The organism is uncultured Rossellomorea sp. (assembly GCF_947488365.1).
Taxonomy (GTDB): Bacteria; Bacillota; Bacilli; order Bacillales; family Bacillaceae_B; genus Rossellomorea.
The window spans coordinates 336,813-360,403 of record NZ_CANKZT010000004.1; the positions used below are offsets into that span (position 1 = coordinate 336,813).

Annotated in this window: 26 protein-coding genes; 14 read left to right on the forward strand and 12 right to left on the reverse strand. The window is 41.6% G+C overall.

The features are described from left to right. Nucleotides 1-67: 67 nt before the first annotated feature. The gene (locus Q1B03_RS16100; protein WP_299743511.1) at nucleotides 68-490 is read right to left on the reverse strand and encodes an organic hydroperoxide resistance protein; all 423 of its coding nucleotides are present in this window, start codon (nucleotides 488-490) and stop codon (nucleotides 68-70) included. A 178-nt stretch (nucleotides 491-668) separates the two neighbouring features. On the opposite strand from Q1B03_RS16100, the gene Q1B03_RS16105 reads away from it, so the two are divergent. Next, complete coding sequence (locus Q1B03_RS16105; protein WP_299743514.1) at nucleotides 669-1,109, forward strand: MarR family winged helix-turn-helix transcriptional regulator; 441 nt, start codon at nucleotides 669-671, stop codon at nucleotides 1,107-1,109. A 253-nt stretch (nucleotides 1,110-1,362) separates the two neighbouring features. Here the strand turns inward: Q1B03_RS16105 and Q1B03_RS16110 are convergent, their stop codons facing one another. Next, complete coding sequence (locus Q1B03_RS16110; RefSeq protein ID WP_299743517.1) at nucleotides 1,363-1,533, reverse strand: hypothetical protein; 171 nt, start codon at nucleotides 1,531-1,533, stop codon at nucleotides 1,363-1,365. 36 nt (nucleotides 1,534-1,569) lie between these two features. Between Q1B03_RS16110 and Q1B03_RS16115 the strand changes: the two genes are divergently transcribed. Continuing rightward, nucleotides 1,570-2,625, forward strand: a complete 1,056-nt coding sequence (locus Q1B03_RS16115; protein WP_299743520.1) for a nuclease-related domain-containing protein — start codon at nucleotides 1,570-1,572, stop codon at nucleotides 2,623-2,625. On the opposite strand, the gene Q1B03_RS16120 is transcribed toward Q1B03_RS16115, so the two are convergent. The 4 genes from Q1B03_RS16120 to Q1B03_RS16135 form a co-directional block, all read right to left on the reverse strand. Beyond that, nucleotides 2,528-2,815: a hypothetical protein gene (locus Q1B03_RS16120; protein ID WP_299743523.1), complete on the reverse strand. Its 288-nt coding sequence runs from the start codon at nucleotides 2,813-2,815 to the stop codon at nucleotides 2,528-2,530. The two genes, Q1B03_RS16115 and Q1B03_RS16120, sit on opposite strands and share 98 nt — an antisense overlap. An 86-nt stretch (nucleotides 2,816-2,901) precedes the next feature. Next, nucleotides 2,902-3,438 carry a flavodoxin family protein gene (locus Q1B03_RS16125; RefSeq protein ID WP_148970101.1) on the reverse strand — a complete coding sequence of 179 codons (537 nt, stop codon included), beginning with the start codon at nucleotides 3,436-3,438 and terminating at the stop codon, nucleotides 2,902-2,904. 131 nt (nucleotides 3,439-3,569) lie between these two features. Then, a complete protein-coding gene (locus Q1B03_RS16130) occupies nucleotides 3,570-3,908 on the reverse strand; it encodes a hypothetical protein (RefSeq protein ID WP_299743529.1) in 339 nt (112 codons plus the stop codon). Nucleotides 3,909-4,076: 168 nt separating this feature from the next. After that, a complete protein-coding gene (locus tag Q1B03_RS16135; protein WP_299744011.1) occupies nucleotides 4,077-4,532 on the reverse strand; it encodes a hypothetical protein in 456 nt (151 codons plus the stop codon). An 89-nt stretch (nucleotides 4,533-4,621) separates the two neighbouring features. Here Q1B03_RS16135 and Q1B03_RS16140 point away from each other — a divergent pair, with 89 nt between their 5' ends. The 5 genes from Q1B03_RS16140 (at nucleotide 4,622) to Q1B03_RS16160 (ending at nucleotide 10,876) form a co-directional block, all read left to right on the forward strand. Beyond that, nucleotides 4,622-6,073, forward strand: coding sequence for a DEAD/DEAH box helicase (locus Q1B03_RS16140; protein WP_299743531.1), 1,452 nt, complete (start codon nucleotides 4,622-4,624; stop codon nucleotides 6,071-6,073). Between the two features lie 190 nt (nucleotides 6,074-6,263). Then, the gene (locus Q1B03_RS16145) at nucleotides 6,264-7,844 is read left to right on the forward strand and encodes a long-chain-fatty-acid--CoA ligase (RefSeq protein ID WP_299743534.1); all 1,581 of its coding nucleotides are present in this window, start codon (nucleotides 6,264-6,266) and stop codon (nucleotides 7,842-7,844) included. Nucleotides 7,845-7,993: 149 nt separating this feature from the next. Further along, a complete protein-coding gene (locus tag Q1B03_RS16150; protein WP_299743536.1) occupies nucleotides 7,994-8,278 on the forward strand; it encodes a hypothetical protein in 285 nt (94 codons plus the stop codon). Between the two features lie 189 nt (nucleotides 8,279-8,467). Continuing rightward, nucleotides 8,468-9,325: a dimethylarginine dimethylaminohydrolase family protein gene (locus tag Q1B03_RS16155; RefSeq protein WP_299743539.1), complete on the forward strand. Its 858-nt coding sequence runs from the start codon at nucleotides 8,468-8,470 to the stop codon at nucleotides 9,323-9,325. A 171-nt stretch (nucleotides 9,326-9,496) separates the two neighbouring features. Beyond that, nucleotides 9,497-10,876 (forward strand): alkaline phosphatase, encoded by a 1,380-nt coding sequence (locus Q1B03_RS16160; RefSeq protein WP_299743542.1) that lies wholly within the window; start codon nucleotides 9,497-9,499, stop codon nucleotides 10,874-10,876. 68 nt (nucleotides 10,877-10,944) lie between these two features. Here Q1B03_RS16160 and Q1B03_RS16165 read toward each other — a convergent pair whose 3' ends face one another. Further along, the gene (locus Q1B03_RS16165; RefSeq protein WP_299743545.1) at nucleotides 10,945-11,124 is read right to left on the reverse strand and encodes an H-type small acid-soluble spore protein; all 180 of its coding nucleotides are present in this window, start codon (nucleotides 11,122-11,124) and stop codon (nucleotides 10,945-10,947) included. Nucleotides 11,125-11,238: 114 nt separating this feature from the next. Here Q1B03_RS16165 and Q1B03_RS16170 point away from each other — a divergent pair, with 114 nt between their 5' ends. Next, nucleotides 11,239-11,394 (forward strand): hypothetical protein, encoded by a 156-nt coding sequence (locus Q1B03_RS16170; protein ID WP_299743548.1) that lies wholly within the window; start codon nucleotides 11,239-11,241, stop codon nucleotides 11,392-11,394. Between the two features lie 69 nt (nucleotides 11,395-11,463). Here Q1B03_RS16170 and Q1B03_RS16175 read toward each other — a convergent pair whose 3' ends face one another. Beyond that, entirely contained in the window at nucleotides 11,464-11,604 is a 141-nt protein-coding gene (locus Q1B03_RS16175; RefSeq protein WP_299743551.1) for a hypothetical protein, read from the reverse strand. 189 nt (nucleotides 11,605-11,793) lie between these two features. Between Q1B03_RS16175 and Q1B03_RS16180 the strand changes: the two genes are divergently transcribed. From Q1B03_RS16180 to Q1B03_RS16200, 5 genes are all read left to right on the forward strand, one after another. Next, a complete protein-coding gene (locus Q1B03_RS16180; RefSeq protein ID WP_299743553.1) occupies nucleotides 11,794-12,792 on the forward strand; it encodes a permease in 999 nt (332 codons plus the stop codon). Between the two features lie 14 nt (nucleotides 12,793-12,806). Next, complete coding sequence (locus Q1B03_RS16185) at nucleotides 12,807-13,709, forward strand: TIGR03943 family putative permease subunit (protein ID WP_299743556.1); 903 nt, start codon at nucleotides 12,807-12,809, stop codon at nucleotides 13,707-13,709. A 96-nt stretch (nucleotides 13,710-13,805) separates the two neighbouring features. Beyond that, nucleotides 13,806-14,963 carry a hypothetical protein gene (locus Q1B03_RS16190; protein WP_299743559.1) on the forward strand — a complete coding sequence of 386 codons (1,158 nt, stop codon included), beginning with the start codon at nucleotides 13,806-13,808 and terminating at the stop codon, nucleotides 14,961-14,963. A 41-nt stretch (nucleotides 14,964-15,004) separates the two neighbouring features. After that, nucleotides 15,005-16,186, forward strand: a complete 1,182-nt coding sequence (locus Q1B03_RS16195) for a GTP-binding protein (protein ID WP_299743562.1) — start codon at nucleotides 15,005-15,007, stop codon at nucleotides 16,184-16,186. A gap of 203 nt (nucleotides 16,187-16,389) precedes the next feature. Then, nucleotides 16,390-17,814, forward strand: coding sequence for a triacylglycerol lipase (locus Q1B03_RS16200; RefSeq protein WP_299743565.1), 1,425 nt, complete (start codon nucleotides 16,390-16,392; stop codon nucleotides 17,812-17,814). 62 nt (nucleotides 17,815-17,876) lie between these two features. Here Q1B03_RS16200 and Q1B03_RS16205 read toward each other — a convergent pair whose 3' ends face one another. Next, the gene (locus Q1B03_RS16205) at nucleotides 17,877-18,191 is read right to left on the reverse strand and encodes a thioredoxin family protein (protein WP_299743568.1); all 315 of its coding nucleotides are present in this window, start codon (nucleotides 18,189-18,191) and stop codon (nucleotides 17,877-17,879) included. Between the two features lie 124 nt (nucleotides 18,192-18,315). Between Q1B03_RS16205 and Q1B03_RS16210 the strand changes: the two genes are divergently transcribed. After that, entirely contained in the window at nucleotides 18,316-19,356 is a 1,041-nt protein-coding gene (locus tag Q1B03_RS16210) for an oxidoreductase (protein ID WP_299743571.1), read from the forward strand. A gap of 40 nt (nucleotides 19,357-19,396) precedes the next feature. Here the strand turns inward: Q1B03_RS16210 and Q1B03_RS16215 are convergent, their stop codons facing one another. Genes Q1B03_RS16215 through Q1B03_RS16225 form a run of 3 tightly spaced genes read right to left on the reverse strand, consistent with a single transcriptional unit; the run spans nucleotide 19,397 to nucleotide 23,102 of the window. After that, nucleotides 19,397-20,494 carry a Ger(x)C family spore germination protein gene (locus tag Q1B03_RS16215; RefSeq protein ID WP_299743573.1) on the reverse strand — a complete coding sequence of 366 codons (1,098 nt, stop codon included), beginning with the start codon at nucleotides 20,492-20,494 and terminating at the stop codon, nucleotides 19,397-19,399. Continuing rightward, entirely contained in the window at nucleotides 20,491-21,579 is a 1,089-nt protein-coding gene (locus Q1B03_RS16220) for a GerAB/ArcD/ProY family transporter (RefSeq protein WP_299743576.1), read from the reverse strand. The genes Q1B03_RS16215 and Q1B03_RS16220 overlap by 4 nt, the downstream gene beginning before the upstream one ends. Nucleotides 21,580-21,596: 17 nt before the next feature. Next, nucleotides 21,597-23,102 (reverse strand): spore germination protein, encoded by a 1,506-nt coding sequence (locus Q1B03_RS16225; protein ID WP_299743579.1) that lies wholly within the window; start codon nucleotides 23,100-23,102, stop codon nucleotides 21,597-21,599. Nucleotides 23,103-23,591 lie beyond the last annotated feature (489 nt).

Sequence of the window (23,591 nt, forward strand, 5' to 3'; positions counted from 1 at the left end):
CAAGAACAAATGTTCGTTTTTTATAGAAAAAAAAGGGATAGGCAGTTAATTGCCTATCCGCGATTATTTAAAGTGATTCAGTATTTAATTCAACATCGATATTGCCACTTGTTGCTTTAGAATATGGGCAAACTCCATGTGCCTTTTCGACCAATTGCTTCGCTTCATCTAATTCAACACCACTTACTGCTACTGATAACACAACGCCGAGTTTGAATCCACCGTCTGTATCTTTTCCAATGGAAACTTCAGCTGTTACTTTCGATTCAATCTTTTTCTTTTCTTGACGAGCCACTAAGTTAAGAGCGCTATCGAAACAAGCTGCATATCCAGCTGCGAACAATTGTTCAGGATTCGTTGCCCCTTCTGCTCCAGAACCCCCAAGTGATTTAGGCATTGCCAGTCCGACATCCAATACTCCGTCACTGCTTGTTACTTTTCCGGCGCGTCCACCTGTTGCTGTTGCTTTTGCTGTGTATAATGCTTCCATTTCTTTCACTCCTCATTTTCTTGTTTTGGTTGTGTGTAATTTAATATTACAAAACTAATATTAACGGCTTTGGTTTTAGTTGTCAACAATTAAGTTGTGTACAATTAAATTTGATAATTGATATCTTTTTTTGTATGATAATCTAAAGTTAGTTTGTTCAAGAAAGGAATCGACATGTATGAAAGATCCATTATTATTAGAAAATCAAATATGTTTTAAGATCTATACAGCAGAGCGGGAAATAACAAAGTTATATCGTGGGCTGCTTGAAGAAATCGGTGTGACTTATCCGCAATACCTTGCATTGTTAGTGCTTTGGGAAGATGGGACGGCATCTGTAAAAGAATTGGGGCGTAAATTGTTCTTAGACTCGGGAACGTTAACTCCGATGCTTAAAAGAATGGAAGCGAACGGGCTTGTCGAGCGTCACCGGTCAGTTGAAGATGAGCGGAGCGTCGTGATTTCTCTTACACAAAAAGGAGAAGCCATGAAGGAAAAGGCTGCTTGTGTTCCGACTCGATTGCTCGAACGATTAGAGATGGATGGGGAAGAGTTGGAGAGGTTGGATCAGACGTTAACCACGATATTGGGAAGACTGCAAGGTATGAGAAGAGAGTAGAGTAGGGGTGACTTTGGTCATCTTTTTTTTTGAGAAAATTGTAGAATCATGGTTGTGGATTTGTTATAATTTGGTAAGAGGCTGGATTTTTCGTGATTTCGGCCGGATTACTTTTAAAAACGGCTGGTTTTCTCCACGTTTCGGCCGGATTTTATTCAGAAACGGCCGGATTTTCCGGAAAAACGGCTGGATGATCTCTTGAAAGCTGCGTTCTATCTTAAAAACAGCTGGATGATCTCTTGAAAGCTGCGTTCTACCTCAAAAACGGCTGGATTCTCTCTTGAATTACCCCGTCCCACCTCAGAAACGGCCCGATCAATCCCGTGAAAGACTTTGCCCACCTCATGAACGGCTGAAATTCTTCAAAAACAGCGTCGTCTCCTAAAACCGTTGGATCTTTTTCAACAGCACCTCTGTCACCCACTGAAACTCTTCCCATTCACCTAAAGGAGTGATCTATTTGATCGGAAAAGAACATCAACCCCCTGTTATCATCTCAAAGCTTGAAGCCCTTTTAAGGCGATTGTCAAAATACTTTGTGAGAAGACTTGAAATAGAGTCTCAACTAGGTAAATTCAAGGCTGGGTATAGTGGTGAGTTATCATTAGACTACTATTTGAACAATCTTCCTGATAAAGAGTATGTTATCCTTCATGATCTTCGTCTACAAATCAAATCTTCCTTCATTCAAATTGATACGTTAATCCTTCATAGACATTTTATTCTTATTTTAGAAGTGAAAAACATTGCTGGAGATATCTATATCGATACAAACTTCAATCAAATGATTCGAACGTTAAATGGTAAAACAGAAGTGTTTCCAGATCCAATCCTGCAAGCGTACAGACAGAAGGTGGAGCTTGAAAGATGGTTAATGGAAAATAAATGTCCTACTGTACCAATAGAGCACCTGGTAGTACTTACGAATCCCCATACTCAAATAAAAAACACCACGGAAGAGCAGGTGACTCAAAGGCTGGTAAGAAGTGCGAAGCTTCCCTTCAAAATTGAAAGCTACACACACTTTTATCCAATCCCTTCATTAACTCCTAAAGAATTATCCAAAATGACCAAGCTTCTTCTTAAACACCATACACCTCAAACGTATGATGTTCTTCATCAATTTAACGTTTCACAAACAGATATTATTTGTGGTGTCTATTGTGTTCAGTGTGAATCCGCACCAATGGAGAGAATGGGTGGTACTTGGAGATGCCGCAGCTGTAAAACAGTACAAAAAGATGCTCATGTTTATTCGTTAAGAGATTATGCTTTTCTTATCCGGCCTTCTATTACGAACAGGGAAGCGAGGGAGTTTTTACAATTGGAATCCCCTTCAGCGACTCGTAAGATTTTACAGAAAATGAACCTATCAACAACTGGCTCAACCAAAGATAAAAGATACGACTTAACGCCCCTCATGGAGCATCCTCCTTCTCCCCCCGGAAAGTCAATAGTGAAGTCTTCAATGAAGCATAATTCCCGATCGCAGCGTACCCATAGAAGAACCCCATGAAAATTCCCGTAGCAAGGTGTCCTTTATGACTGATGAAAATAGAGATAAGCAAGCCAAGAATAACGGCAATATTCGGTACTAAAAAGGCATGAGGTTTAAAGAAAACTTTAATGAGCTGGGTGAGGATGATAATCACAGGAATCGCGATGACAGCGTCCCAGACGTTTGTGTGTATTGTCGGAAAATCCATAGAGCGCCTCCATAAAGAATTTTGCTTATAATGTTTCCTTATCAGGTAAAATTAAAAAAAAAATGACCCCTTAAAGGGATCATCCATTATTTAAATAATGCATTCCAACGCTCAGCTTTTTCAAGGGCTGCTATGTCATTCACAATCTCTCCAGGCTTCACTCCGGCACCGATCATATAATCTGCAAATTCCATGTTCACGAATTCAAAGATGTAATTGAACTGCTGTACGAGGGGAAGGCCTTTAATCTTTGCTGAGCTTCCACCGGTAATCACTACATATGCTTTCTTCTTCGTAAGCTCTTCTTTTAAGTTAAAGCGCTCATCGCGCAGGTACTGACTCCAGCGGTCGAAGAAGTTTTTCATGGGACCGCTCATTCCGTACCAATAAAGAGGTGTAGCAAATAGTAATACGTCATGCTCTTCTATTAATTGAACGAGTTTTTCGTAATCATCATCGACTGGAGAGAATCCACCTTCAGAGTGTCTTAAGTCTTCAATCGGTTCAATATGCAGGTCCGTAAGAGATACGACAGTGTGATCGGTTCCTTCTACGATTTTTTTTGCAAGGTATTCTGAGTTGCCGTTTTTTCGTGTGCTTCCTAAAAGGGCTAATACTTTCATTTATCAACACTCCTCTATGAATTCAAATGTATTGTTTGAGTCGTTATTTTTAGCATTCCACATGAAGACAATGGATGCCACGGTGACTGCGATCCTTCTTATAGATCCTGTTTGCCAATAGTCATCTATAGTTAGAGTTTACAGCAATAAACCGTTTGGATGCCACCTTTTGATAAGAGAAGGTAAATGCGATTCTTGATGAGGCATACACATGCATATACGCATATCCGAGCAACAGAGATGATTCCCAAACGACGATCGACAGGGGGGATAAGAGTTGGAGTACTATTTGGTAATAATAGTAAAGTGGCTGGATTTTTCCCGGAATCGGCCGGATTATTAGCAAAACCGGCTGGATTATGAGAGAAAACGGCCGGATTCTTCACAATAACGGCTGGATTCTCACAAAAACCGGCTTGATTCTTCACCAATTCAACTGGATTCTTCACCAATTCAACTGGATTCCTCACAATTTCACCTGTATTCTCACAAAAACCAAGCTGGATTCCTCACAATTTCACCTGGATTCTCACAAGTGGACGCTCCCCCATGACAGATGCAGCGCAATAATCCATCAAAAAAGGACGAATCGATAAAGAATCCGTCCTTTTTCAAGAAAAGCGTGAAGCTGCCTCTTATTACCGTCTGCGAAACCCTTCTTCACGCAAATACAACGCAGCTTCATCATACCCGCCAAAGCTGTCTTCCAGGTTATCACCGGCATAAATATTCCAGCGGTCATCTTCTTCGATCAGCATGAGGGAATGACCTTCAGTATCTTTCCACATCTGTTCGACGGGCGGCACGATTTCTTCTTCCGTAGCCAGATGATCAATGGATGCCCGAATGATGTCACGCAGTTCGTCACCCGAGAAATCACGGATGTTCACGAGTCCTTTTTGATTGGCTTTATAGTCAGGAAGACTCCCCGTATAAACAAAACCGTTTCCGTTCGGATGCAGGTGATATACCACAGTCGTCTTTTCATAGAGACTTTCTTCAAAGTGGAAATTCACCCTATTCAATGAAACGTTTTTACGTGTAAGCTCAGGAAACTCTTCTATAATGGTTAATTTATCTTCAAATGGTAACATCATATTCCTCATTTCATTTTACGATTTTCCCATTATAACACAGTGCCCTATTTTCTAAAGAGAGATAAGGGTATAATGGGAACAAAGAGGTGACCCCATTGAATGATTTTACTTCCTTAGGAATCCAACCTAAGTACGTCAATGCGTTAAAAGAACAATCGATTTCAGAACCAACACCGATCCAGAGCGAAACCATACCTGTTTTATTAAATGGTGAAGATGTGATCGGGCAGGCACAGACAGGAACGGGAAAAACGATGGCTTTTCTCCTGCCTATGCTTTCCAAAATTGATCCAGCGAGAGATGAGATCCAATCTCTTATTGTGACTCCGACGCGGGAGCTCGCAATTCAAGTAACCGCGGAGTTGAATCAGATTCTTTCTTCTACGGAAGATGACATAAATGTGTTAGCTGTGTACGGCGGCCAAGATGTTGAGAAGCAGATCAAGCGACTGAAGAATAAAGCGATTCATATCGTGATTGGGACACCTGGTCGTTTACTTGATCACGTTCGTCGGGAGACTGTGGACTTTTCAAACGTATCGTTCCTTGTACTGGATGAAGCGGATCAAATGCTTCATATCGGATTTTTCGATGAAGTCGAAGCGATTATTCGCGAGACTCCGTTTACCCGTCAAACCGCTCTATTTTCTGCGACGATGTCAAAGGATATCCGAAAAATCGGCAAGCGCTATATGAATAACCCTCATAATGTACAGATTCGCGAAAAAGAAAAGATTGTACAGGAAATACAGCAGGAAATCGTAGAAACGACGGATCGTCAGAAATTAGATGCCCTCAGTCAAACGATTCTTGACGTTCAACCGTTTTTAGGCATCATTTTCTGCCGAACGAAAAGAAGGGTCAGCAAGCTTCTGGGTGATCTGAAAACGAGAGGATTTCTGGTGGATGAACTACACGGTGACTTATCTCAAGCGAAACGAGAAGGAGTGATGAAGAAGTTCAGGGACGCGAAACTTCAGCTTCTTATCGCGACCGACGTGGCTGCTCGTGGTCTTGACGTTGAAGGAGTCACTCATGTGTTCAATTATGATATCCCTCAAGATGTGGAAAGCTATATTCACAGAATCGGACGTACAGGTCGTGCCGGAAAAGATGGACTTGCCATTACCTTTGTTGCACTGAAGGACAAGCAGGATCTTGAGATGATTGAAAAAGGCATTGGCCGTTCATTGCCTCGTCGTGTCGTGGAGGTGGCTCCTTCTAAGGAAACCGCCGATGTCCATAAGGGATCAAATGAAAGTGCGAAGGATAGACGTGAAAAGAATATCCAAGCGAATAAAGAGCGTAAAGCAAGGTCTCCACGTAGTGGCCGGTCTCGTAACAGTGACGGTGGTGATTCGCCACGCAGTCGTCGATCGAGAAGGGAAGAATCATCATCCCGACGTGGAGGAGACTCCGCCAGTCCCTCAAGAGGCAGACAATCCAGATCAAGTGATTCCGGCAAACCAAGAAGAAACGACTCCAGCGGTAAAAGAAACAGCCAGGGTAAATCCTCTTTAAATAGAAGAGGCCGCTAACTCAAAAAGCATGGTGACCAATGTGTCGTCATGCTTTTTTTATAGAACATCTTTCATCAATATACGGCCCTCCCCTATAAATCAGTATCTCATTATATAAAATTTCAGAATATTCCCAACTAATATCCCGGATCTGCTAAAATAATGAATATAAATAGTCATTAACGAACAGAAGGGATGGGTTGTACATATGCATGTACCTTTAGTGTTAACGGATTTTTTAGATCGGGCAGTCGAACAATATGGAGAGAAGATAGCGATTATTGATGATGTGAAGCGTTTGACGTATAAGCAGCTGAATGCCCGCGTGAATCAACTATCCCGGGGGCTACAGGAATTTGGGATTGAAAAAGGGGACAAGGTTGCGTATTTAGCTCCCAATACCGCAGAGATGCTGGAGGGGTTCTATGGGGTCTATAGTGTCGGAGGGATCATGACACCACTTAATACGCGCTTAAAACCTGCGGATTATCTATTTATCCTGACTCATAGTGAGAGCAAAGCATTATTTGTGGATGAGGAACTTTATCCGCTGGTGCAGCCGATTCTGTCTAATGTGCCGGATTTAAAGCATATTGTGATCCATGGTGAGTCAATAGATGGACATCCCGGCTATGACGAGTGGCGCGGTTCATTCAGCGACGAAGCTTTCGATCGCGTAGACTTGGAAGAAACCGATATCGCTTCTTTATTATATACGAGTGGGACGACAGGAGATCCGAAGGGAGTGCTCCTCACCCACAGGTCCAATTATTTGCATGCTCTATCATCCATGCATCATTTACGGGTTTCGGATCGCGACACGTTACTCCATGTCCTGCCCATGTTTCATGTGAATGGCTGGGGTTCACCTTTCTATTATACTGCCAACGGTGCGACCCAGGTGATGCTCAGAAAAGTAGACCCTGAGATGATTTTAGATAAAGTCGAGAAGCACGGCGTAACGGTTATGCATATGGCGCCGACTGTTCTGAATATGCTTCTGGAGAACTATCCGAACAGGGAGCGGACGATCGGACAAGATGTAAGGGTTGTCATTGCGGGTTCGGCTCCTCCACCAGCATTTGTCCGAAAGGTAGAAGAGGATCTAAAGTGGGAGTTTATCCAGGTGTACGGAATGACTGAAATATCACCACTTATCACTACATCCATCCTGAGATCTTCCGAACAGGACCGACCAAAGGAAGAAAAATACCGGTTAAAGGCGAAAGCCGGCTACAGTATGATTGGCAGCAAGGTAAAAGTAGTGGATGAGCTCGGTAATGAAGTGCCCCGTAACGGGAAAGCGATTGGAGAAATCGTGACAAGAACGAATACCGTGATGGAAGGATATTTTAAAAACCCCGAAGCAACCAATCAAGCCATTCGAGATGGATGGCTGCATACAGGTGATATGGCGACGGTCGACGAGAAGGGCTTCATTGAAATTGTCGACCGAATGAAAGACGTCATCATCAGCGGAGGAGAAAACATCTCTTCCATTGAAGTAGAGGGGGCTCTCTATGAACATGACAGTGTCCTCGAAGCAGCGGTCGTAGCCATCCCCCATGAGCGTTGGGGAGAAGTGCCCCATGCAGTCGTTGTTATCAGGGAGGGTCACAGCTTAACGGAAAAGGATCTTATCGAATTCAGCAGAGAAAAGCTTGCCCACTTCAAAGCACCGAAGAGTATTACCTTTGCAAAGGAGTTACCTAAGACCGCTTCAGGAAAAATCCAAAAGGTTGTGCTCCGAAAAGAATACTGGAAGGATCATGACCGGATGGTTCATTAGGAAGTATTATTTTGGCGTGCGACAGCACGCTTTTTTCATTGGATAACAAAGGGTTTATTTCCAAAATCTCACTCATTTGTTTATCATAATCTATTCGTGGTAAACAAGAACTAAGCACTTACAGACACACTTCAAAGGAGAGATTGTTAATGAAAATAAGAAATTTATTACTAACTTTACCGCTGAGTGCAGGCTTGGTTTTAGCTGGTTGTGGAAATGATGAAGGTGCCGAAGATGAAGCTAATAACGTGGAACAGCAGGATACTTCTCAAGATGAAAGCACTATGAATGAAGAGTCGAATAACGAAGATTCCATGAATGAAGACAAAGCAGATGAAGAAGATAATGAGGGTACGCTTAATGAAGATCCTTCCGGTGAAACATTGAATGACGATGAGGTGGATAAGGACGATAAAGCCTCAGAAGAACAATAGAAGGCATTCTGAAAAGGGCTTAGCTGAGTCCTTTTTTAATTGAAGTGCACAGTAGCCCATATAACACCCATTAACTATACCTGTCGTCCCTGTTTAGGCTTCTTCAGCATAAATTATAAAAAGGAAGTTTTATCAGCATAATAACAGGGAAAAGCAGTTTTTAAGAGTATATAAATGGAGGGCGTAAAGATGAGTTTAAATTCCCCGTTGGTTCCAAAATCTAAAACCCATTGTTCCAATGAGTATGGAAAGTTAAAGAAAGTGGTTGTTGTTTCACCTGAAAATATGCAAATAAATGAAATCATAAATGAGACTCAAAAGCATTTCCTAAAGGAAAATATCAATATAGATAATGCGGTACAGCAACATAAAAACTTTGTTGATACGTTAGAGAAAAATGGTTCAGAGGTCATTCACCTTCAACCATCACCAGAGTTTAATGAACAAGTCTTCACAAGGGACATCGGTTTCACGATTCATGATCAATTCTTCGTTGCATCGATGAATACCGATGTCAGGCGGGGCGAAGTGAAAACGCTGAAGAATTGGCTGGAAACGAATGACGTGCCTTATCATGAACTTCTCCATTCCATTGAAGGAGGGGATGTGCTCGTTGATGAGCAGAATATTTGGATCGGAGTGAGTGGACGGACGAACCAATTGGCCATCCAATCGTTACGAAATCAGCTCCCCCAATATACCGTTCATGAGTTACCTTTAAAAGAAGGAATTCTTCATTTGGATTGTGTATTTACGATCATATCAGAGGGGTGGGCCCTTGTGTATCCACCTGCCTTTTCAAAAGAGGATCTTGAGAAGATCAAGTTGCATTACAATATCATCACTGTAACGGATGATGAACAATTTCAAATGGGACCCAATGTATTAGCAATCGGTGATGGGAAAATCATCAGTCTTACTCTAAATCAAGATTTGAATGAACGAATCAGATCAAAAGGTTTTGACGTGATTGAACTGGATTTATCCGAAATCATCAAGTCTGGGGGCTCATTCCGTTGTTGTACGCTTCCCCTGATTAGAGAATAGAAGTCTTATTGACTATGAACTGAATAGATTCATTAATGAAAAACAGGTGGCTTTATACCTGTTTTTCTTCATTTTACAGAAGCTTTACACTCCTGTAGTCCTTTTGCAAATGGTTCTTCATATTTCCCCTTTATTCTACATATGTAGTCGAACTTATAGGAGGTAGGGTAAATGAAGAAATCAATGAAGAAGATTCTTCCGTTAGCGGTTGTGTCAACATTAGCTCTTGGAAGTGTAATAGGAATGAATCAAGACAACACAGAAGCACAAGCGAAGGAATCCAAGAACGGCAAAGCCAAAAACGTCATCTTTATGATCGGTGATGGAATGGGCGTTCCTTATACAACGGCGCTTCGCTATATGAATGACAATCCTGAAACAGTTGAGATGGAAAAAACGGCATTCGATCCTTACCTTGTCGGATTACAATCCACTTATCCAGAGGATGAGAAAGAAAACGTGACAGATTCAGCAGCTGCTGCGACAGCAATGAGCGGCGGAGTCAAAACTTACAATAATGCGATTGCTGTCGATAATGATAAAACAGATGTTAAAACGGTATTAGAGCAGGCGAAAGAAAACGGCATGTCTACAGGAATCGTAGCAACATCAGAAATCACCCATGCCACTCCGGCATCTTATGGTGCGCATGAAGAGCAGCGTAAAAGCGAAAATGCGATTGCGGATGACTACTATGATGAAATGATTAATGGAGAACATAAGATAGACGTCATGTTAGGTGGGGGGACGGACTTCTTCGAACGTGATGACCGTAACCTTGCTGAGGAGTTCCAAAAGGATGGCTACAGCTATGTAAAATCCGCCGAAGAACTGAAAAATGACGACAACAAACAAGTTCTTGGTCTTTTCTCTGAAGTGGGAATGGACAAGATGATCGACCGTGATAAAGAACAGCCAAGCTTAGCGGATATGACGACATCTGCACTCGACCGTTTAAAAGGGGACGAGGACGGATTCTTCCTTATGGTGGAAGGCAGCCAAATCGACTGGGCTGGTCACGATAATGATGTGGTCGGGGCTATGAGTGAAATGAGAGACTTTGAGAAGGCACTTGAAGCAGTAAGGGATTTTGCAAAAGAAAATGGTGAAACATTGGTAGTTGTTACAGCAGACCATTCTACAGGGGGAATCTCGATCGGGGCAGACGGTGAATATAATTGGGATCCGGCACCGATTCAAGCTGCAAAGAAAACACCAGACTTCATGGCTGAACAAATTGTGAACGGTGCTTCAGTGGAAGAAACATTAGCCGAAAACATCGACCTTGAGTTAACGGAAGAGGAAATCGCTTCTGTGAAAAAAGCAGCAGAAAAAGGCGATCAAACCGAAATCGATAATGCCATCGAGAAAATCTTCGACAAACGTTCAGGTACTGGCTGGACAACGGATGGGCATACAGGAGATGACGTTCCTGTGTATGCATTTGGTCCACAAAAAGAGAAATTCTCCGGTATGATCGATAACACAGATCAAGCAAAAATGATCTTTGAACTTCTTAAAAACAAAGGGAAAATCAAAGATAATAAATAAGCATCTTAAGATAGATGAGACCATGATTCCCCCTCCTTTTGGGGTGGAATGCATGGTCTTTTCTCCGTCTATGCTTCTTCTAAATCTGAAACACTTACTTCGGAACGTTCTTCTAATGGTCCGCGAAGATGAACAACGGCTGTTTGACCGTCTTCATTAACAGAGTCGATCCAGACAGATGCATCTTTATATTTTACTTCAATATCAGCTGAAGAAGATAATATCTGTTTTGCACGATTATAATCCATTCTTCATTTCCTCCTTATAGTCTATTTTCATTGGTTAGTTTGTCCTTTTTTTAGAAAAAAATGAGCGTATATTTCATTTTGAATCCGATACGCTAATAGTGAAAGGGTGATGACATGAAGAAACAGGATGAAAGAACATCGACTACAGAAGCAAATATGGAATTGAATGAAAGATTTTATGGAAGTAATGAAAAAGAAGCTGATCCGGCGCCGCCCACTTATATTCAAAATAATACAGCCGCGGTAAAGATTACCAGTGATGATGAGTAAGAGTACCAGCTGAATCCTTTACCTATAAATAACAAAAACCTGCCCGATTTTCCATCGGACAGGTTTTTGTTATTTCGTTTTGTTACGCTGATTTTTATTATGTTTATTTCCCTTACTGTTGTCTCCACTCGTGATTTCAGTAGCAAACTCTGTTGTGCCACGCTTGGGTGAATTTTGATTTTCACTGCCTTTGTTGACCTTTTTCGTCATATGAATCCCCTCCAATCTATTCAATTCATCTTTAGTTTTTGAAGAATAACTTTAGGTTATGCAGAATTGAAATGTTAAAGAAAGATTAAAAATAATTTAGCATAGTTTTTTGGGACAAGAATAAGGTATAATGTAAAGCGAAATGATTACGATTAATAAATGCAGTCTAAAGAAAGGAAACGTAAACGAATGAATTCTTTGAGGAGCTTTAGTCAAGAGATGACAGGGATACTATTATTTTTGTTATTCATTGTTCTTTTTTTAGCGGGAGATTGGGTGAAAGTCTATGTCCCGGAAGAGTTTCTTACCTCTTCGATGGCGAATGTCATTACCATATTCTTGAGTATCCTCTTAGAAGCGATCCCTTTTATCTTAATCGGTGTCTTCGCATCAGCACTTATTCAAGTATTTGTGTCTGAGAGGTTATTACAAAAAATCATTCCGAAGAGGTTCCCCTACCTGGCTTTGTTTCCTGCAGCTGTAGTAGGGGCATTGCTTCCTGTATGTGAATGTGCGATTGTACCGGTGGCCAGGAGGTTAATTAAAAAAGGGATGCCTGCCCATCTTGCGATTGTCGTCATGGTTACAGCCCCTATTTTAAATCCGATTGTCTTCGCATCTACTTACTATGCGTTCCAAAATAATATGACGGTTGTCTGGGGGAGGATGGGTATTGCTTTAATAGCTGCCTTAATCATTGGGGCTCTATTGTACAGGTTTTATGGAAAGAGAAACCCGCTAATACAGAAAGCGCGTGTCCAAGAGCATCATCACGATCACTCATCCAATAAACTAATGCAGACAATTGTACATGCCAGTGATGAATTTTTTGACATGGGCAAATTCCTTATCATCGGAGCATTTGTTGCAGCGGGATTTCAGACATATCTTGATAGAGAATTGTTAGTGGGGATTGGGACGAATGAGGTTCTTGCACCGGCTGTTATGATGGGGTTTGCCTATATTATTTCACTATGTTCAGAAGCAGATGCATTCGTGGCTTCGTCTTTCGGCAGTATCTTTTCTGCATCATCCCTTTTGGCATTTTTAGTGTATGGGCCGATGATTGATTTCAAGAATACATTATTGATGCTTGCTTACTTTAATAAAAAATTCGTGTTGATCTTTATTGGAATCGTGACAATCGTAGTATATATTTGCACGCTTGTATTCCAAGTATTTGTGTAAAGGAGGCTAGAGGAGTGAAACAATCCATCCAATTCCATACATTCATCAGAGGGATCATCTTAATTGGTTATGCTCTCTTGGTATTGAAACTATTTTTAACGTTTAATTTGCAAAACTTTGTCGCACCCAAAATGCATGGTTATATGTATTTTGCTCTGGGGGTCTTCATTCTCCTGGGGGCGATTCAAATCATCCGGGGTACATCTTCAGCCTCTGCAAAAGAACACCATTGTGGTTGCGAAGGTCATGAACTGCCTAAAGGGTTCATCAGGTCCAGCATGGTATATGCTCTATTTATTTTTCCAATTGTGGTGGGATTCCTCCTGCCAGATAACTTATTGGATAGTTCCGTTGCGGCTAAGAGAGGGGTGAAAGTGGGGAATAGTCTATTCTCAACACCCCCATCCAGTGAACAAAACGGAGTAAATCAAGGTGAGAGTGCAGAAAAAAATTCGTTTGCAACTGAGCCTACCCTCGGACCGTATGATGAGTTTCCTGTGGAAAAGGATTTCGACAAGTTGAAAGAGATAGTAAATAAAAAAGAAAAAATATTCGTAAGAGATGAACAATATATTCAAACATTAAGTATTGTGGATGAAAATCTTGACAACTTCGTCGGTAAAGAAATTCAGCTTACAGGTTTTGTTTATAAAGATGAAGGATTTGCAGAGGAAGAATTGGTCATTTCCCGTTTCACCGTTACATGCTGCGTAGCTGATGCCTCGGTTTATGGTTTATTGGCACGTGATTCAGAACTGAGTAAACTGGAACCAGATACATGGATTAATGTGAGTGGCGTGATTGATAAGGTAGATTTTAATGGTCAGGAAATGCCTGTAATAAAGAATCCGGTGTTTGAAGTAATCGACCCGCCTGCTAATCCTTATGTAGAAGAGTTTTTCATTAAAATTGAATAAACGAAAGAATCCTTACTTTTATGTAAGTAAGGATTCTCTCATAATCAATAAATCGTAATTATTTCGTTTTAATAGGCATAATCAGGTGGTGAGAATATGTATGAATGGATCATAATCGGTGGAGGTATCCATGAATGCACCGTGGCTACGTATCTTGTGAAAAAGAAAAAGGTGCCAATTCATAAGATATGTGTAATTGATCCTTACCCAGGGCCATTATTTAAATGGAAAAGGCTGACTGGTTTAATTGACATGCCGTATTTGCGTTCACCTTTTGTCCACCATTTGGATACACATCCATTTAGTCTGAAATCCTTTAAGAAGGGTGGAGGAGAAAATTTCTACGGACCATATAAGCGGCCGGCTCTTACTCTATTCAATCAGCATAGTAACGCTGTCTTGGAAGGAATAAAAATATCTAAAGCCTGGTTTCAGGGAAAGGTGGACCACGTTGAGAAAGGAGATAACGGTTGGATAGTAAGAACCAGTAGTTTGGACCATTTTCATGGGAATAACATTGTGATTGCAACGGGAATGAATAATAAATTGGCTTATCCCTCTTGGGGAAGTGCTCTTGTTGCGTCACGCCCAAAACAAGTTGGACATTTATTTGCTGAGTCCCTTCTGAGAATAGAGCCACCAATCGTCGTGATAGGTGGAGGGATCTCCGCTGCCCACATGGTGGTTAAGCTAAGCAAACAATTCCCCGGACATGTATATCAAATAGCCCGTCACCCTTATAGAGTAAACGATTTTGATAGTGATCCAGGCTGGCTTGGACCTAAATACATGAATGGATTTGTAAATATTCACAGGTACGAACACAGAAGAGAGGTCATTGATCATGCCCGTCATAAAGGGTCTATGCCAAGTGAATTAGCTAATAAGTTGAGAAATTTGAAACGAAGCAACACGTTCACCTTTATCCAAGATGAAATCCAATCATGGGATGTATTAGGCGATGAGATTATACTGCATTTAACGAAGGCAGAGTCGAGTGTAAAAGCAAAGACGATACTATTTGCCACCGGATTTTCAAGAGAGGTCATGAAAGTGGACTGGCTGCAAAAACTCATTCAAAAAGAAAAGTTAGCGTGTGCGAAATGTGGTTTTCCGATAGTGAAAGAGGACTTGTCATGGTGTAATCATTTATTTGTTACGGGACCACTGGCTGAGTTAGAAATCGGGCCGCCCTCGCGTAATATTTCAGGTGCAAGGAAAGCAGCAGAAAGAATAGTGAACCATACAACTTAAATCGTAATGATTTCGAATTTAAAAGGAGATGAATGTTTATTATGAAAGTACCAGTAACAGTATTAAGCGGTTATTTAGGATCAGGCAAGACGACATTATTAAATCATATTTTACATAATCGGGAAGATAAGCGAATAGCGGTTATTGTGAATGATATGAGTGAAGTGAATATCGATGCGTCCCTCGTGAAGAGTGGCGGATTCACTAGAACAGAAGAAAAACTAGTCGAGCTTCAAAATGGTTGTATTTGCTGCACCTTAAGGGAAGATTTAATGATAGAAGTCCAGCGATTGGTCGATCAGGGGAATATCGATTATATTGTGATCGAGTCTACCGGGATCTCGGAACCGATTCCTGTAGCTCAAACATTCACATATATGGATGAGGAGATGGACATTGATTTAACAAGAAACACAAGACTGGATACAATGGTGACGGTTGTGGATGCCAATCGATTCTGGCATGATTTTGCAAGTGGTGAAACGTTGCTGGATCGCTCTGAGGCAACAGACGAAGGGGATACAAGGGAAGTAGTGGATTTGCTGATTGATCAAATAGAGTTTGCGAATGTGATTGTGTTAAATAAAATAGACTTAGTGGAAGAAGTGGATGTAATAGAATTAAAAGCTGTTCTTCATAAGTTGAACCCGGAAGCGAGAATCATCGAAACCTCACATTCTAAGATTTCATTAGATTACGTACTGAACACCCGACTATTCGATTTTGAAAAAGCAAGCCAGGCAGCCGGGTGGATAAAAGAATTACAAGAAGAACATACACCCGAGACTGAGGAATATGGAATTTCTTCTTTTGTCTATCGCCGTAACAAGCCTTTTCACCCAGAACGTTTCATGGCTTGGATGGAGGATTGGCCGGTAGACATCGTGCGTGCAAAGGGCTTCTTTTGGCTGCCGACCCGTAACGACATGACGGGCTTATTGTCCCAGGCAGGCCCTTCGATCATCATCCAGGGAGCAGGGGAATGGGTAGCTGCTTATCCTGAAGATGAGAGAAAAGAAATCCTTGCTGAAGAAGTGGAATTAGCAGAGAAATGGGACCCTGTTTATGGGGATCGAATGAATGAAATCGTGTTTATCGGTCTTGAGATGAACAGGGAAGAAATCGAGCAGTCATTGGATAGCTGCTTGCTAACAGAAAAAGAAATGACAGAGGATTGGACTGGATTTAAAGACCCGATCCCTGCTTTTACAGTGGAAGTTTAATAGATGGAAAAATCCAGGCGCATGAACGCGCCTGGATTTTTTTTAGTTTATCGTATTGATGACAAATTATGAAACTGGACTTCTGGATAAGATGCACTGCGAACATGGAGCTTGTATCTATATGCCTATATTTAACATTCCTGCTGATATTTTGATTCTTCTAAACGATAATGAAGATAGGAATCTAGAGGGAGGTAATAGAATTGCATGAGAAAATGGAAGGGATGAAGAATGCGTCTGGAATACCGGGCAGGTGGTTTGTGGATGAAATGGCAGAAGGGTCGGAGGGATATCCGATTTTATTTATTCATGGAATTCATGCCTCATCAGACACGTGGATTAGAGAAAACGATCTACAGGAATTCACACGGAAATATGGGCACCAAGCCGTTTTCATTGATTTGCATCCAGACGAAGATATGTGGAAAAATGGGCAGATTTTAGAGGGGAAGCTTCGTGAGATTTACGACTATTTTAAGAGGAAGGTAGTGGTTGTGGGGCATAGTAAGGGAGGGATCGATGTTCAAACCGCATTGGTTCATTATGGTGCCGGACCCTATGTAGAGAGAGTCATCACTCTTTCGTCTCCTCATCATGGATCAGAGCTTGCAGACCTTGCCTATAGTAAATGGGCCGGCTGGTTAACGGATGCTTTAAAGAGTAAAAATAATGCCGTGTTCTCCTTGCAAACGGGATATATGAAATCTTTTCGTTCCCAGACGGACGAACTTGATCTCGCCAAAGCCACCCCATTCTATACATTCGGTGGTACAGGATGGGGAGGGGTGAATTCTGAATTGTTTTGGGGCGGGTTATACTTAAGCCGATTTGGACAAAGTGATGGAGCGGTTCTGGTAACAAGTTCACGCCTTCCGTATGGGGGTGAGGTGCAGGTCCGGGATTGGTCTCATACGACGATAAAAGAAGGCGGGGAGATCTTCCCTTATTTAAAGGATCTCTTAACAGAAGAGGTGCAAGAGATATCCTATGCTGCCGTGAGCGAGCATGCAAAAGAGGGAGAAACATCGGTCCTCCATAGAGGCGGGGCATTTATGGGTATTGGAGTGGAGAAATTTTCTGTCGAGGAAGAGGTAGAGAAAATCTCGGTGGACTGGATCAGTGATCAACAGTTTACGCTCTATGAGCTCGTTAGTCCGAACGGGCAAGTGTATAAACAGTTCATGATTACGGAAGATGCGACAGGCTTTTTCCCAGGCGCTTATCATCATTCCATTATCATTTCCAAGCCCCTTTTGGGACAGTGGGAAATGAGGGCACATAATAGTCAAAGTGAAAAATACATGCTGACCATTCTGTTTCAGAAAGGGGTTAGTAAAGGAGGGAATCAATTGACGGGTGATGGAGAATCTTTAATGGGTTCATGGAATATACTCGACAAACCTGTGAAGAAAACATATACCATTCACCATATCCCAATGAAGAGCGGAAACAAAAAGCAAACCACCCTCATTACAACTGAAGATCTATCTTCTTTGCCTTTAGCTGAATTTGAAGAAGGAGTCCATAACATCACCATCGATATAGAAGGAGAAACCCAGGAGGGAAACAAATTTCAGAGAACGATTATTCAAACCGTTTATGTAGATGGAAAGGGGAATATCAATTAATGGTTTGAAGTGACTTAAATGAAAGGTCCGTCCCTCTGCATAAACGGGGACGGACCTCTGGATTATAGTGCGCCAAGGAATTCTGTTACCTGTTCTGGTGTTTTGGCGTTGGCGCTGTGCAGGTGAGCGATTTTTTCGCCGTTTTTGTAAACCAGCAGGCTGGGGATGCCCATGACGTCATATTTTTCGGCGATTTCAGGAAATTCGTCTTTATTAATGTCGTACCATTTATATTGACCGAACTCTTCCATGATCTCATCAATGAACATATCCATACGACGGCAGTCAGGACACCAGTCTGCATGGAATTTCACGATCACCGGCTCTGCCGAAGTGATTAAATCTTCAAAGGTTTCTTTGTTTTTGATTGATTGCATGTTGTTAACCTCCCTTTCTACATTATTTTATACAAACAAACAATCAATTGTAAAACGAATCATTTTTCGTCTGAACTTGTACATGATAATATGGGAATACATTTTGAAAGAAAAAGGTGACATTATGCAACCGATCAAAGTTGGATTAGTAGGATACGGTTTTTCAGGACAAAGTTTTCATCGCCCGTTACTCTCACATTTGGAGGAGTTTCATATTGAAGCGGTGCTTTCATCTGATGAAGAGAAAGTGTTGAAAGACATTGAGGGTACAACAGTGGTGTCGTCCCTTGAAGATTTACTTCAACAAGACATCGAATTAGTGGTGATCACAACGCCGAACCATCTTCACTATGCCATGATTAAGCAGGCTTTACTAGCTGATAAACATGTCGTGGTAGAGAAGCCATTTGTGACGAATAGTGTCGAAGGAAAAGAGCTGATAGCTTTAGCGAAAGAGAGAGGCTTGCATCTTTCTGTCTTCCATAACCGACGATGGGATGCCGACTTTTTAACCATCCAAAAATTACTCCAAGAAGAAGCTCTAGGACAAATCTATACATATGAAGCCCACTTCGACCGTTTCCGCCCGACTATTAAAGACCGTTGGAAAGAAAATAAAATCGAGGGAGCCGGTGTGCTATATGACTTGGGCTCACACCTCCTGGATCAAGCACTGGCCCTGTTTGGTGCACCACATTGGGTGCAGGCAGATGTGTTTCCACAAAGAAATCCGGAAAAAGCGGAAGATTATTTCCACATTACACTCGGGTATGACGTATTGAGGGTGCAGTTGTACTCTCGTTCTATCGTCCTTGATCCAGGACCGCGATATCAGGTTCATGGATTAAAAGGAAGCTTCGTGAAGCACGGAATGGATCGTCAGGAAGATGATTTAAAAGCTGAGAAAAATCCTCTTATTGAAGATTGGGGTATGGAAGATGAAGAAAACTGGGGTACGTTGACAACCATTTCTGATGACGAAGTGACCTCAGAAGTCATTCCTTCTGAAAAGGGAGATTATACTCAATACTACAAAGGGATATATAAGACATTAAGAGAGAGCAAATCTCTTCCTGTAAAACCTGAAGATGCTTTAGGCGTGATAGAATTGATTGAAGCATGTAAAGATAGCGCGGAAAGTAAACGTGTTATTTATCTGAGTTAAAAAAGAAAGGCTCCCGCCCAGGGGAGCCTTTCTCTTGCTATTATTCCACAGTACCGGCCTCTAATATCTTTACATTTGCCTCCACATTGAATTTCACCCTGGGGTAGATGCTTCCTTCCCATTCCTTAATATCGAAGCCACGTACTCCATGTTTTTGATTTTGTCCGATGCCTACAGGGTCGATGCCTAATTCCTGAAACTCCTTCAGCATGGCTAAGCACGTTTCTTCTATATCCTTTTCCATTTTTTTCTCAACTTCTCCCACTTTATCAGGTGTCAATTTTTTTCCGGTATACTCTCTGACAATTCCCCTAACCTTGATTCTCATTGTCACTTCAACAGGATCAGCTTTATGTTTAATCATAATTTTGTGCTTAGTGATTAGACTCGTTACAGAAGCCTCAACCGTTTTTTCGGCAGCGCCAGGCTTTTTCCCCATTTTGATGACATGGCTTCCTTCAGCAAGTTTATCCACTAATAATTTAAAGAAGAACATTTCCTCAGCGGGAATCTTTTTGACCATTTTGTCTTTATCGAAGAGGGCAACACCTGTAATGGCTACACTTTCATTCGTTAGCTTCTTTAATATGGGGAGATACGGTGTCTGTCCTTCTTGAAAATAGTCGAATAGAAATAAATGTAGATTTGTTTCCGGCAATTCCCTTCGGGTGATATTGTGGGTGATCAAGTTAGAAAGATACGTTCCATTTCCTCTTAAGCCATAGTTCCCTTTGATGAGTTCCCCTGCTTCGCCTTCGGTTACCGTTATATATACCCTTGCCCCAACACTGGCGTCTCTTTGCAGGGAGTCTCCAATATCGATAATGCCTTTTTTGGCCAGTTTTTCTCCTATCAACACGACATCCAAGCTTCCTCTTACAAGGGGCTGTTGCGCCCTTCTTTCTAATTTCTCCAACACTTCCCGAGTGGATGATGCTTCTGCAGACAGCGTTCCGTTTTGAATGGATTTATCGGATAAATAAATGGGGAACAGGGCTGTCCCTCTTATTTTATTCTCTCCTCCATAATCATAGGCTTTTCCGGTTTCAACATATAAATCGTCAAGAATTTCCTTTTCTACACATCCAGATAGGAACAGAGAACAAATGAGTAATATGATCAAGGAAAGTTGTTTCATTGTTTTTGTCTCACCTTCTTCATGATAGTCACCAGTACTAAGAGAGCAGGTATGTAAAAAAAGTTGAAATAAAAACCGATTTGTCCTGAAACCGTATTCAAGAAATTAACCTGTTTTCTGTCAGTGATAAAAGTTAAGACGCATAGACAGAGGATACAAATAATGATCAGTGCATGACGATGTCTCAAAGGAGTCATTCGCTTAATGATCCTGCTGGCACACCAGAGAGAGATGCACACGTTGGGCAGAATCACTAAGCACCAATTGGCGATACCGATATATTCAAAACGTTCAACAAAGGGCATTTCAACGATCTTCCACATGGAAAGGGTGGCCCAGACAGTCTTTTCTAATTGCTTTTGACTGAAAAATGCAAAAGAAATAATGGCAATCAGGGTGTATATTATCGTTGTTGTAATTAACCCCCAATGAGCATATTTTTGAGACTTTTTCGCATCTTTAATATAGGGATAGAGCATCAGTATGGATTCGTATCCCAGATAGGTAAGTGACATATTTTTTGTGGAAATCAATATATCTTTGATGGTGTGATCAAATACTGGTAAAATATTTCGGAAATCTGCGTATTTAAACGTAAACGCAAAGGTTAAAATCAGATAACTGGGCAGCACAGTTCCAAAAAATGCTGTACCTGCAATGGTACGGACTCCCCCATTCACAATATAGTAGACAAGAAGCAAGAAGAACAACGCAAACATAAACGTACTTAATCGGGGATACATCCATACTTGCAACACCTCGATATACGTCCTCATAATCGTTATGACCAGCAGGCTAAAATAGAGAGCGAATAATAAATTAAATATATTACCAATCCACTTCCCGAAAACCAAAGTATGAGCAGATACAAGGTCCCCTCCAGATTTACCTAAAATAAGGTACATAAGGAACATGAGAACATGAGTAAGGATACCTGCCAGGATAACAGAAATCCATCCATCATACCCCGCATTCATGGAAATGATTCGTTGGAACCCAAGAACCCCTGCCCCGACTTGAATGGAATGAATGAGAAAGAAAACAAGGAAAGGGGATATTTTTCTTCTATCTGGAATGGTTTGCATCTGATCACCTCCGACCTTTATTCATCTATATCTAGCTTTTTCTTTCCTTCCGATGGACGGAACCTGTATGGTTTTTTTGTTCTTAAATATTCTGGACGACCTGCTTGTTTACTAAAAGGGAACCGGATCAGAGCGTCTTTCAGATCCTTCATTCTCGGTGGATAGAGTGGCTCCAGGAACGGTCTGCCCAGGGAGGTTAATTGTAAGAGATGTCCCATAAGCAAGCAGAAGCAGAAAACGATTCCTAATAATCCCCAAAGTTGTGCGAACAACAAGAAGGGGAATCGGAGCAAGCGGATCGTATTGCCCATGCGGTACACGGGAGTCGTAAAGGAAGCAAGCGCAGCAAGGGCAACTAAAATGAGCAGGACGTTACTCGTGATCCCTGCCTCAACGGATGCAGTCCCGATCACGATCCCCCCAACGATACCGATGGTTTGACCAACTTTGGTTGGAAGGCGCGCTCCTGCCTCGCGCAATAATTCAATCGTTAATTCGAGAAATAACGCCTCTAATATAGGAGGCAAAGGAATTTCTTGTCTGGATGTGACAAGAGTGGCCATTAAATCCTTTGGGATAAGTTCATAATGATACGTCAACGCAGCAACATATACGGGTGTAATCAATATCGAGAATGCTACTGCGAAAACACGCACTAGACGGAGGAATGAAGCAATCGAGAAATTCAGGAAGTAATCCTCATAGGCATTAAAGAACTCAACAAGGGTCGTGGGTCCAATCAATGCGTGAGGCGATCCATCCACCATCACGGCCACCTTCCCTTCCACCAGTACAGAAGCGACTCGATCTGGTCGTTCTGAATCCAATAACTGGGGGAAAGGGGAATTGCTATTATCGGCAATGAGCTGTTCAATAAATGAACTATCCATGATTTGATCAAAATCCACGGATCGCAAACGTTGACGCAACGTATTCACATTCGCTTCATCTACTAATCCATCAAGATAGACTAAAGCGACTCTCGTGTGTGTCAGTTTTCCAATGTTGAATTCTTCCACTAACAGCTCTTTAATCGGGAGACGTTTGCGGAGCAGGTTAAGGTTGTCACTGAGAGATTCAACAAAGGCTTCTTTCGGACCAACCACACTGAATTCCACTTCTGGTTGAGAAACTTTTCTACCCATTTCATTTTTCGTTGCAATGAAGGCAAATTTCCGGTTGGAGGCATCCATCGTTAATAATGTGTACCCATTAAAAAGCTTCTGTTCGATATCCGCTTCATCTTTTGAAATTTGAATATCCAATACAGGAACCAAGGTTTTTAGGTCATCAAAGGAGTGAAAATCTTTTGAAAGCAGGGAGGGGAGAACATCCTCCTGCAGAATCTTTCCATCAATCAGAGTGGTAATGAAATGCAAACTGAATTTGGTCCCTGTATAAGGGTTTTGATAAAAGGCTTGTTTATAGTCAGCCGATTTCTCAGCTTCTTGCTTAAAGTTTTCGTAGGTCTGTTTTTTCTTCGTGTTATCGGCGTTTTTCTTGTTCTTAAAGAATGGAAACATACTAATCCCTCATGTTCGATGTATGGTCTATCCTGTAGTGTTTCCGAAAATAGGAGAATTATGAAAAAGGATGGGGGAAGTGGGAAAAAAAGTTAAGGTCTGCTGGATATGAAAGGCGTTTTCGTAGACTTCGTTGCTTTTAAAAGGAAAGTGCTGGTTGATTTCCGCTCCAGGTGCTCGCTTTCCGCGGGACGTGAGTTGAGCCTCCTCGGGCTTTGCCCTGTGGGGTCTCAACTTTCCCGCTATTCCCGCAGGAGTCGAGCACCTGCAGCGAGAATCAACACTATGCATGAGTTTCTTAATGAAGATAAATATACATACCTACACATTTTAACGGGAGCAGTTCCACTTCTCCTCACCATCCAGCGCATACTGGTTGACAGAGCTTTGGCAGCTTCTGTTTTTATAACAACAATCTCTGCGAAAGAACCATTAAAAAAAGGTCAAAAAAAGACTGGAAAAGGAATGTCCCTTTTCCAGTCTCATTTG

What these genes read in the sequence shown, in the direction of transcription:
- Q1B03_RS16215 (WP_299743573.1), bottom strand. Translation starts at nt 20,494, where the DNA reads ATGAAACAACTTTCCTTGATCATATTACTCATTTGTTCTCTGTTCCTA.
- Q1B03_RS16105 (WP_299743514.1), top strand. Translation starts at nt 669, where the DNA reads ATGAAAGATCCATTATTATTAGAAAATCAAATATGTTTTAAGATCTAT.
- Q1B03_RS16205 (WP_299743568.1), bottom strand. Translation starts at nt 18,191, where the DNA reads ATGCAATCAATCAAAAACAAAGAAACCTTTGAAGATTTAATCACTTCG.
- Q1B03_RS16170 (WP_299743548.1), top strand. Translation starts at nt 11,239, where the DNA reads ATGAAGAAACAGGATGAAAGAACATCGACTACAGAAGCAAATATGGAA.
- Q1B03_RS16150 (WP_299743536.1), top strand. Translation starts at nt 7,994, where the DNA reads ATGAAAATAAGAAATTTATTACTAACTTTACCGCTGAGTGCAGGCTTG.
- Q1B03_RS16220 (WP_299743576.1), bottom strand. Translation starts at nt 21,579, where the DNA reads ATGCAAACCATTCCAGATAGAAGAAAAATATCCCCTTTCCTTGTTTTC.
- Q1B03_RS16145 (WP_299743534.1), top strand. Translation starts at nt 6,264, where the DNA reads ATGCATGTACCTTTAGTGTTAACGGATTTTTTAGATCGGGCAGTCGAA.
- Q1B03_RS16180 (WP_299743553.1), top strand. Translation starts at nt 11,794, where the DNA reads ATGAATTCTTTGAGGAGCTTTAGTCAAGAGATGACAGGGATACTATTA.
- Q1B03_RS16125 (WP_148970101.1), bottom strand. Translation starts at nt 3,438, where the DNA reads ATGAAAGTATTAGCCCTTTTAGGAAGCACACGAAAAAACGGCAACTCA.
- Q1B03_RS16195 (WP_299743562.1), top strand. Translation starts at nt 15,005, where the DNA reads ATGAAAGTACCAGTAACAGTATTAAGCGGTTATTTAGGATCAGGCAAG.
- Q1B03_RS16225 (WP_299743579.1), bottom strand. Translation starts at nt 23,102, where the DNA reads ATGTTTCCATTCTTTAAGAACAAGAAAAACGCCGATAACACGAAGAAA.
- Q1B03_RS16175 (WP_299743551.1), bottom strand. Translation starts at nt 11,604, where the DNA reads ATGACGAAAAAGGTCAACAAAGGCAGTGAAAATCAAAATTCACCCAAG.
- Q1B03_RS16135 (WP_299744011.1), bottom strand. Translation starts at nt 4,532, where the DNA reads ATGTTACCATTTGAAGATAAATTAACCATTATAGAAGAGTTTCCTGAG.
- Q1B03_RS16190 (WP_299743559.1), top strand. Translation starts at nt 13,806, where the DNA reads ATGTATGAATGGATCATAATCGGTGGAGGTATCCATGAATGCACCGTG.
- Q1B03_RS16210 (WP_299743571.1), top strand. Translation starts at nt 18,316, where the DNA reads ATGCAACCGATCAAAGTTGGATTAGTAGGATACGGTTTTTCAGGACAA.
- Q1B03_RS16155 (WP_299743539.1), top strand. Translation starts at nt 8,468, where the DNA reads ATGAGTTTAAATTCCCCGTTGGTTCCAAAATCTAAAACCCATTGTTCC.
- Q1B03_RS16165 (WP_299743545.1), bottom strand. Translation starts at nt 11,124, where the DNA reads ATGGATTATAATCGTGCAAAACAGATATTATCTTCTTCAGCTGATATT.
- Q1B03_RS16120 (WP_299743523.1), bottom strand. Translation starts at nt 2,815, where the DNA reads ATGGATTTTCCGACAATACACACAAACGTCTGGGACGCTGTCATCGCG.
- Q1B03_RS16100 (WP_299743511.1), bottom strand. Translation starts at nt 490, where the DNA reads ATGGAAGCATTATACACAGCAAAAGCAACAGCAACAGGTGGACGCGCC.
- Q1B03_RS16160 (WP_299743542.1), top strand. Translation starts at nt 9,497, where the DNA reads ATGAAGAAATCAATGAAGAAGATTCTTCCGTTAGCGGTTGTGTCAACA.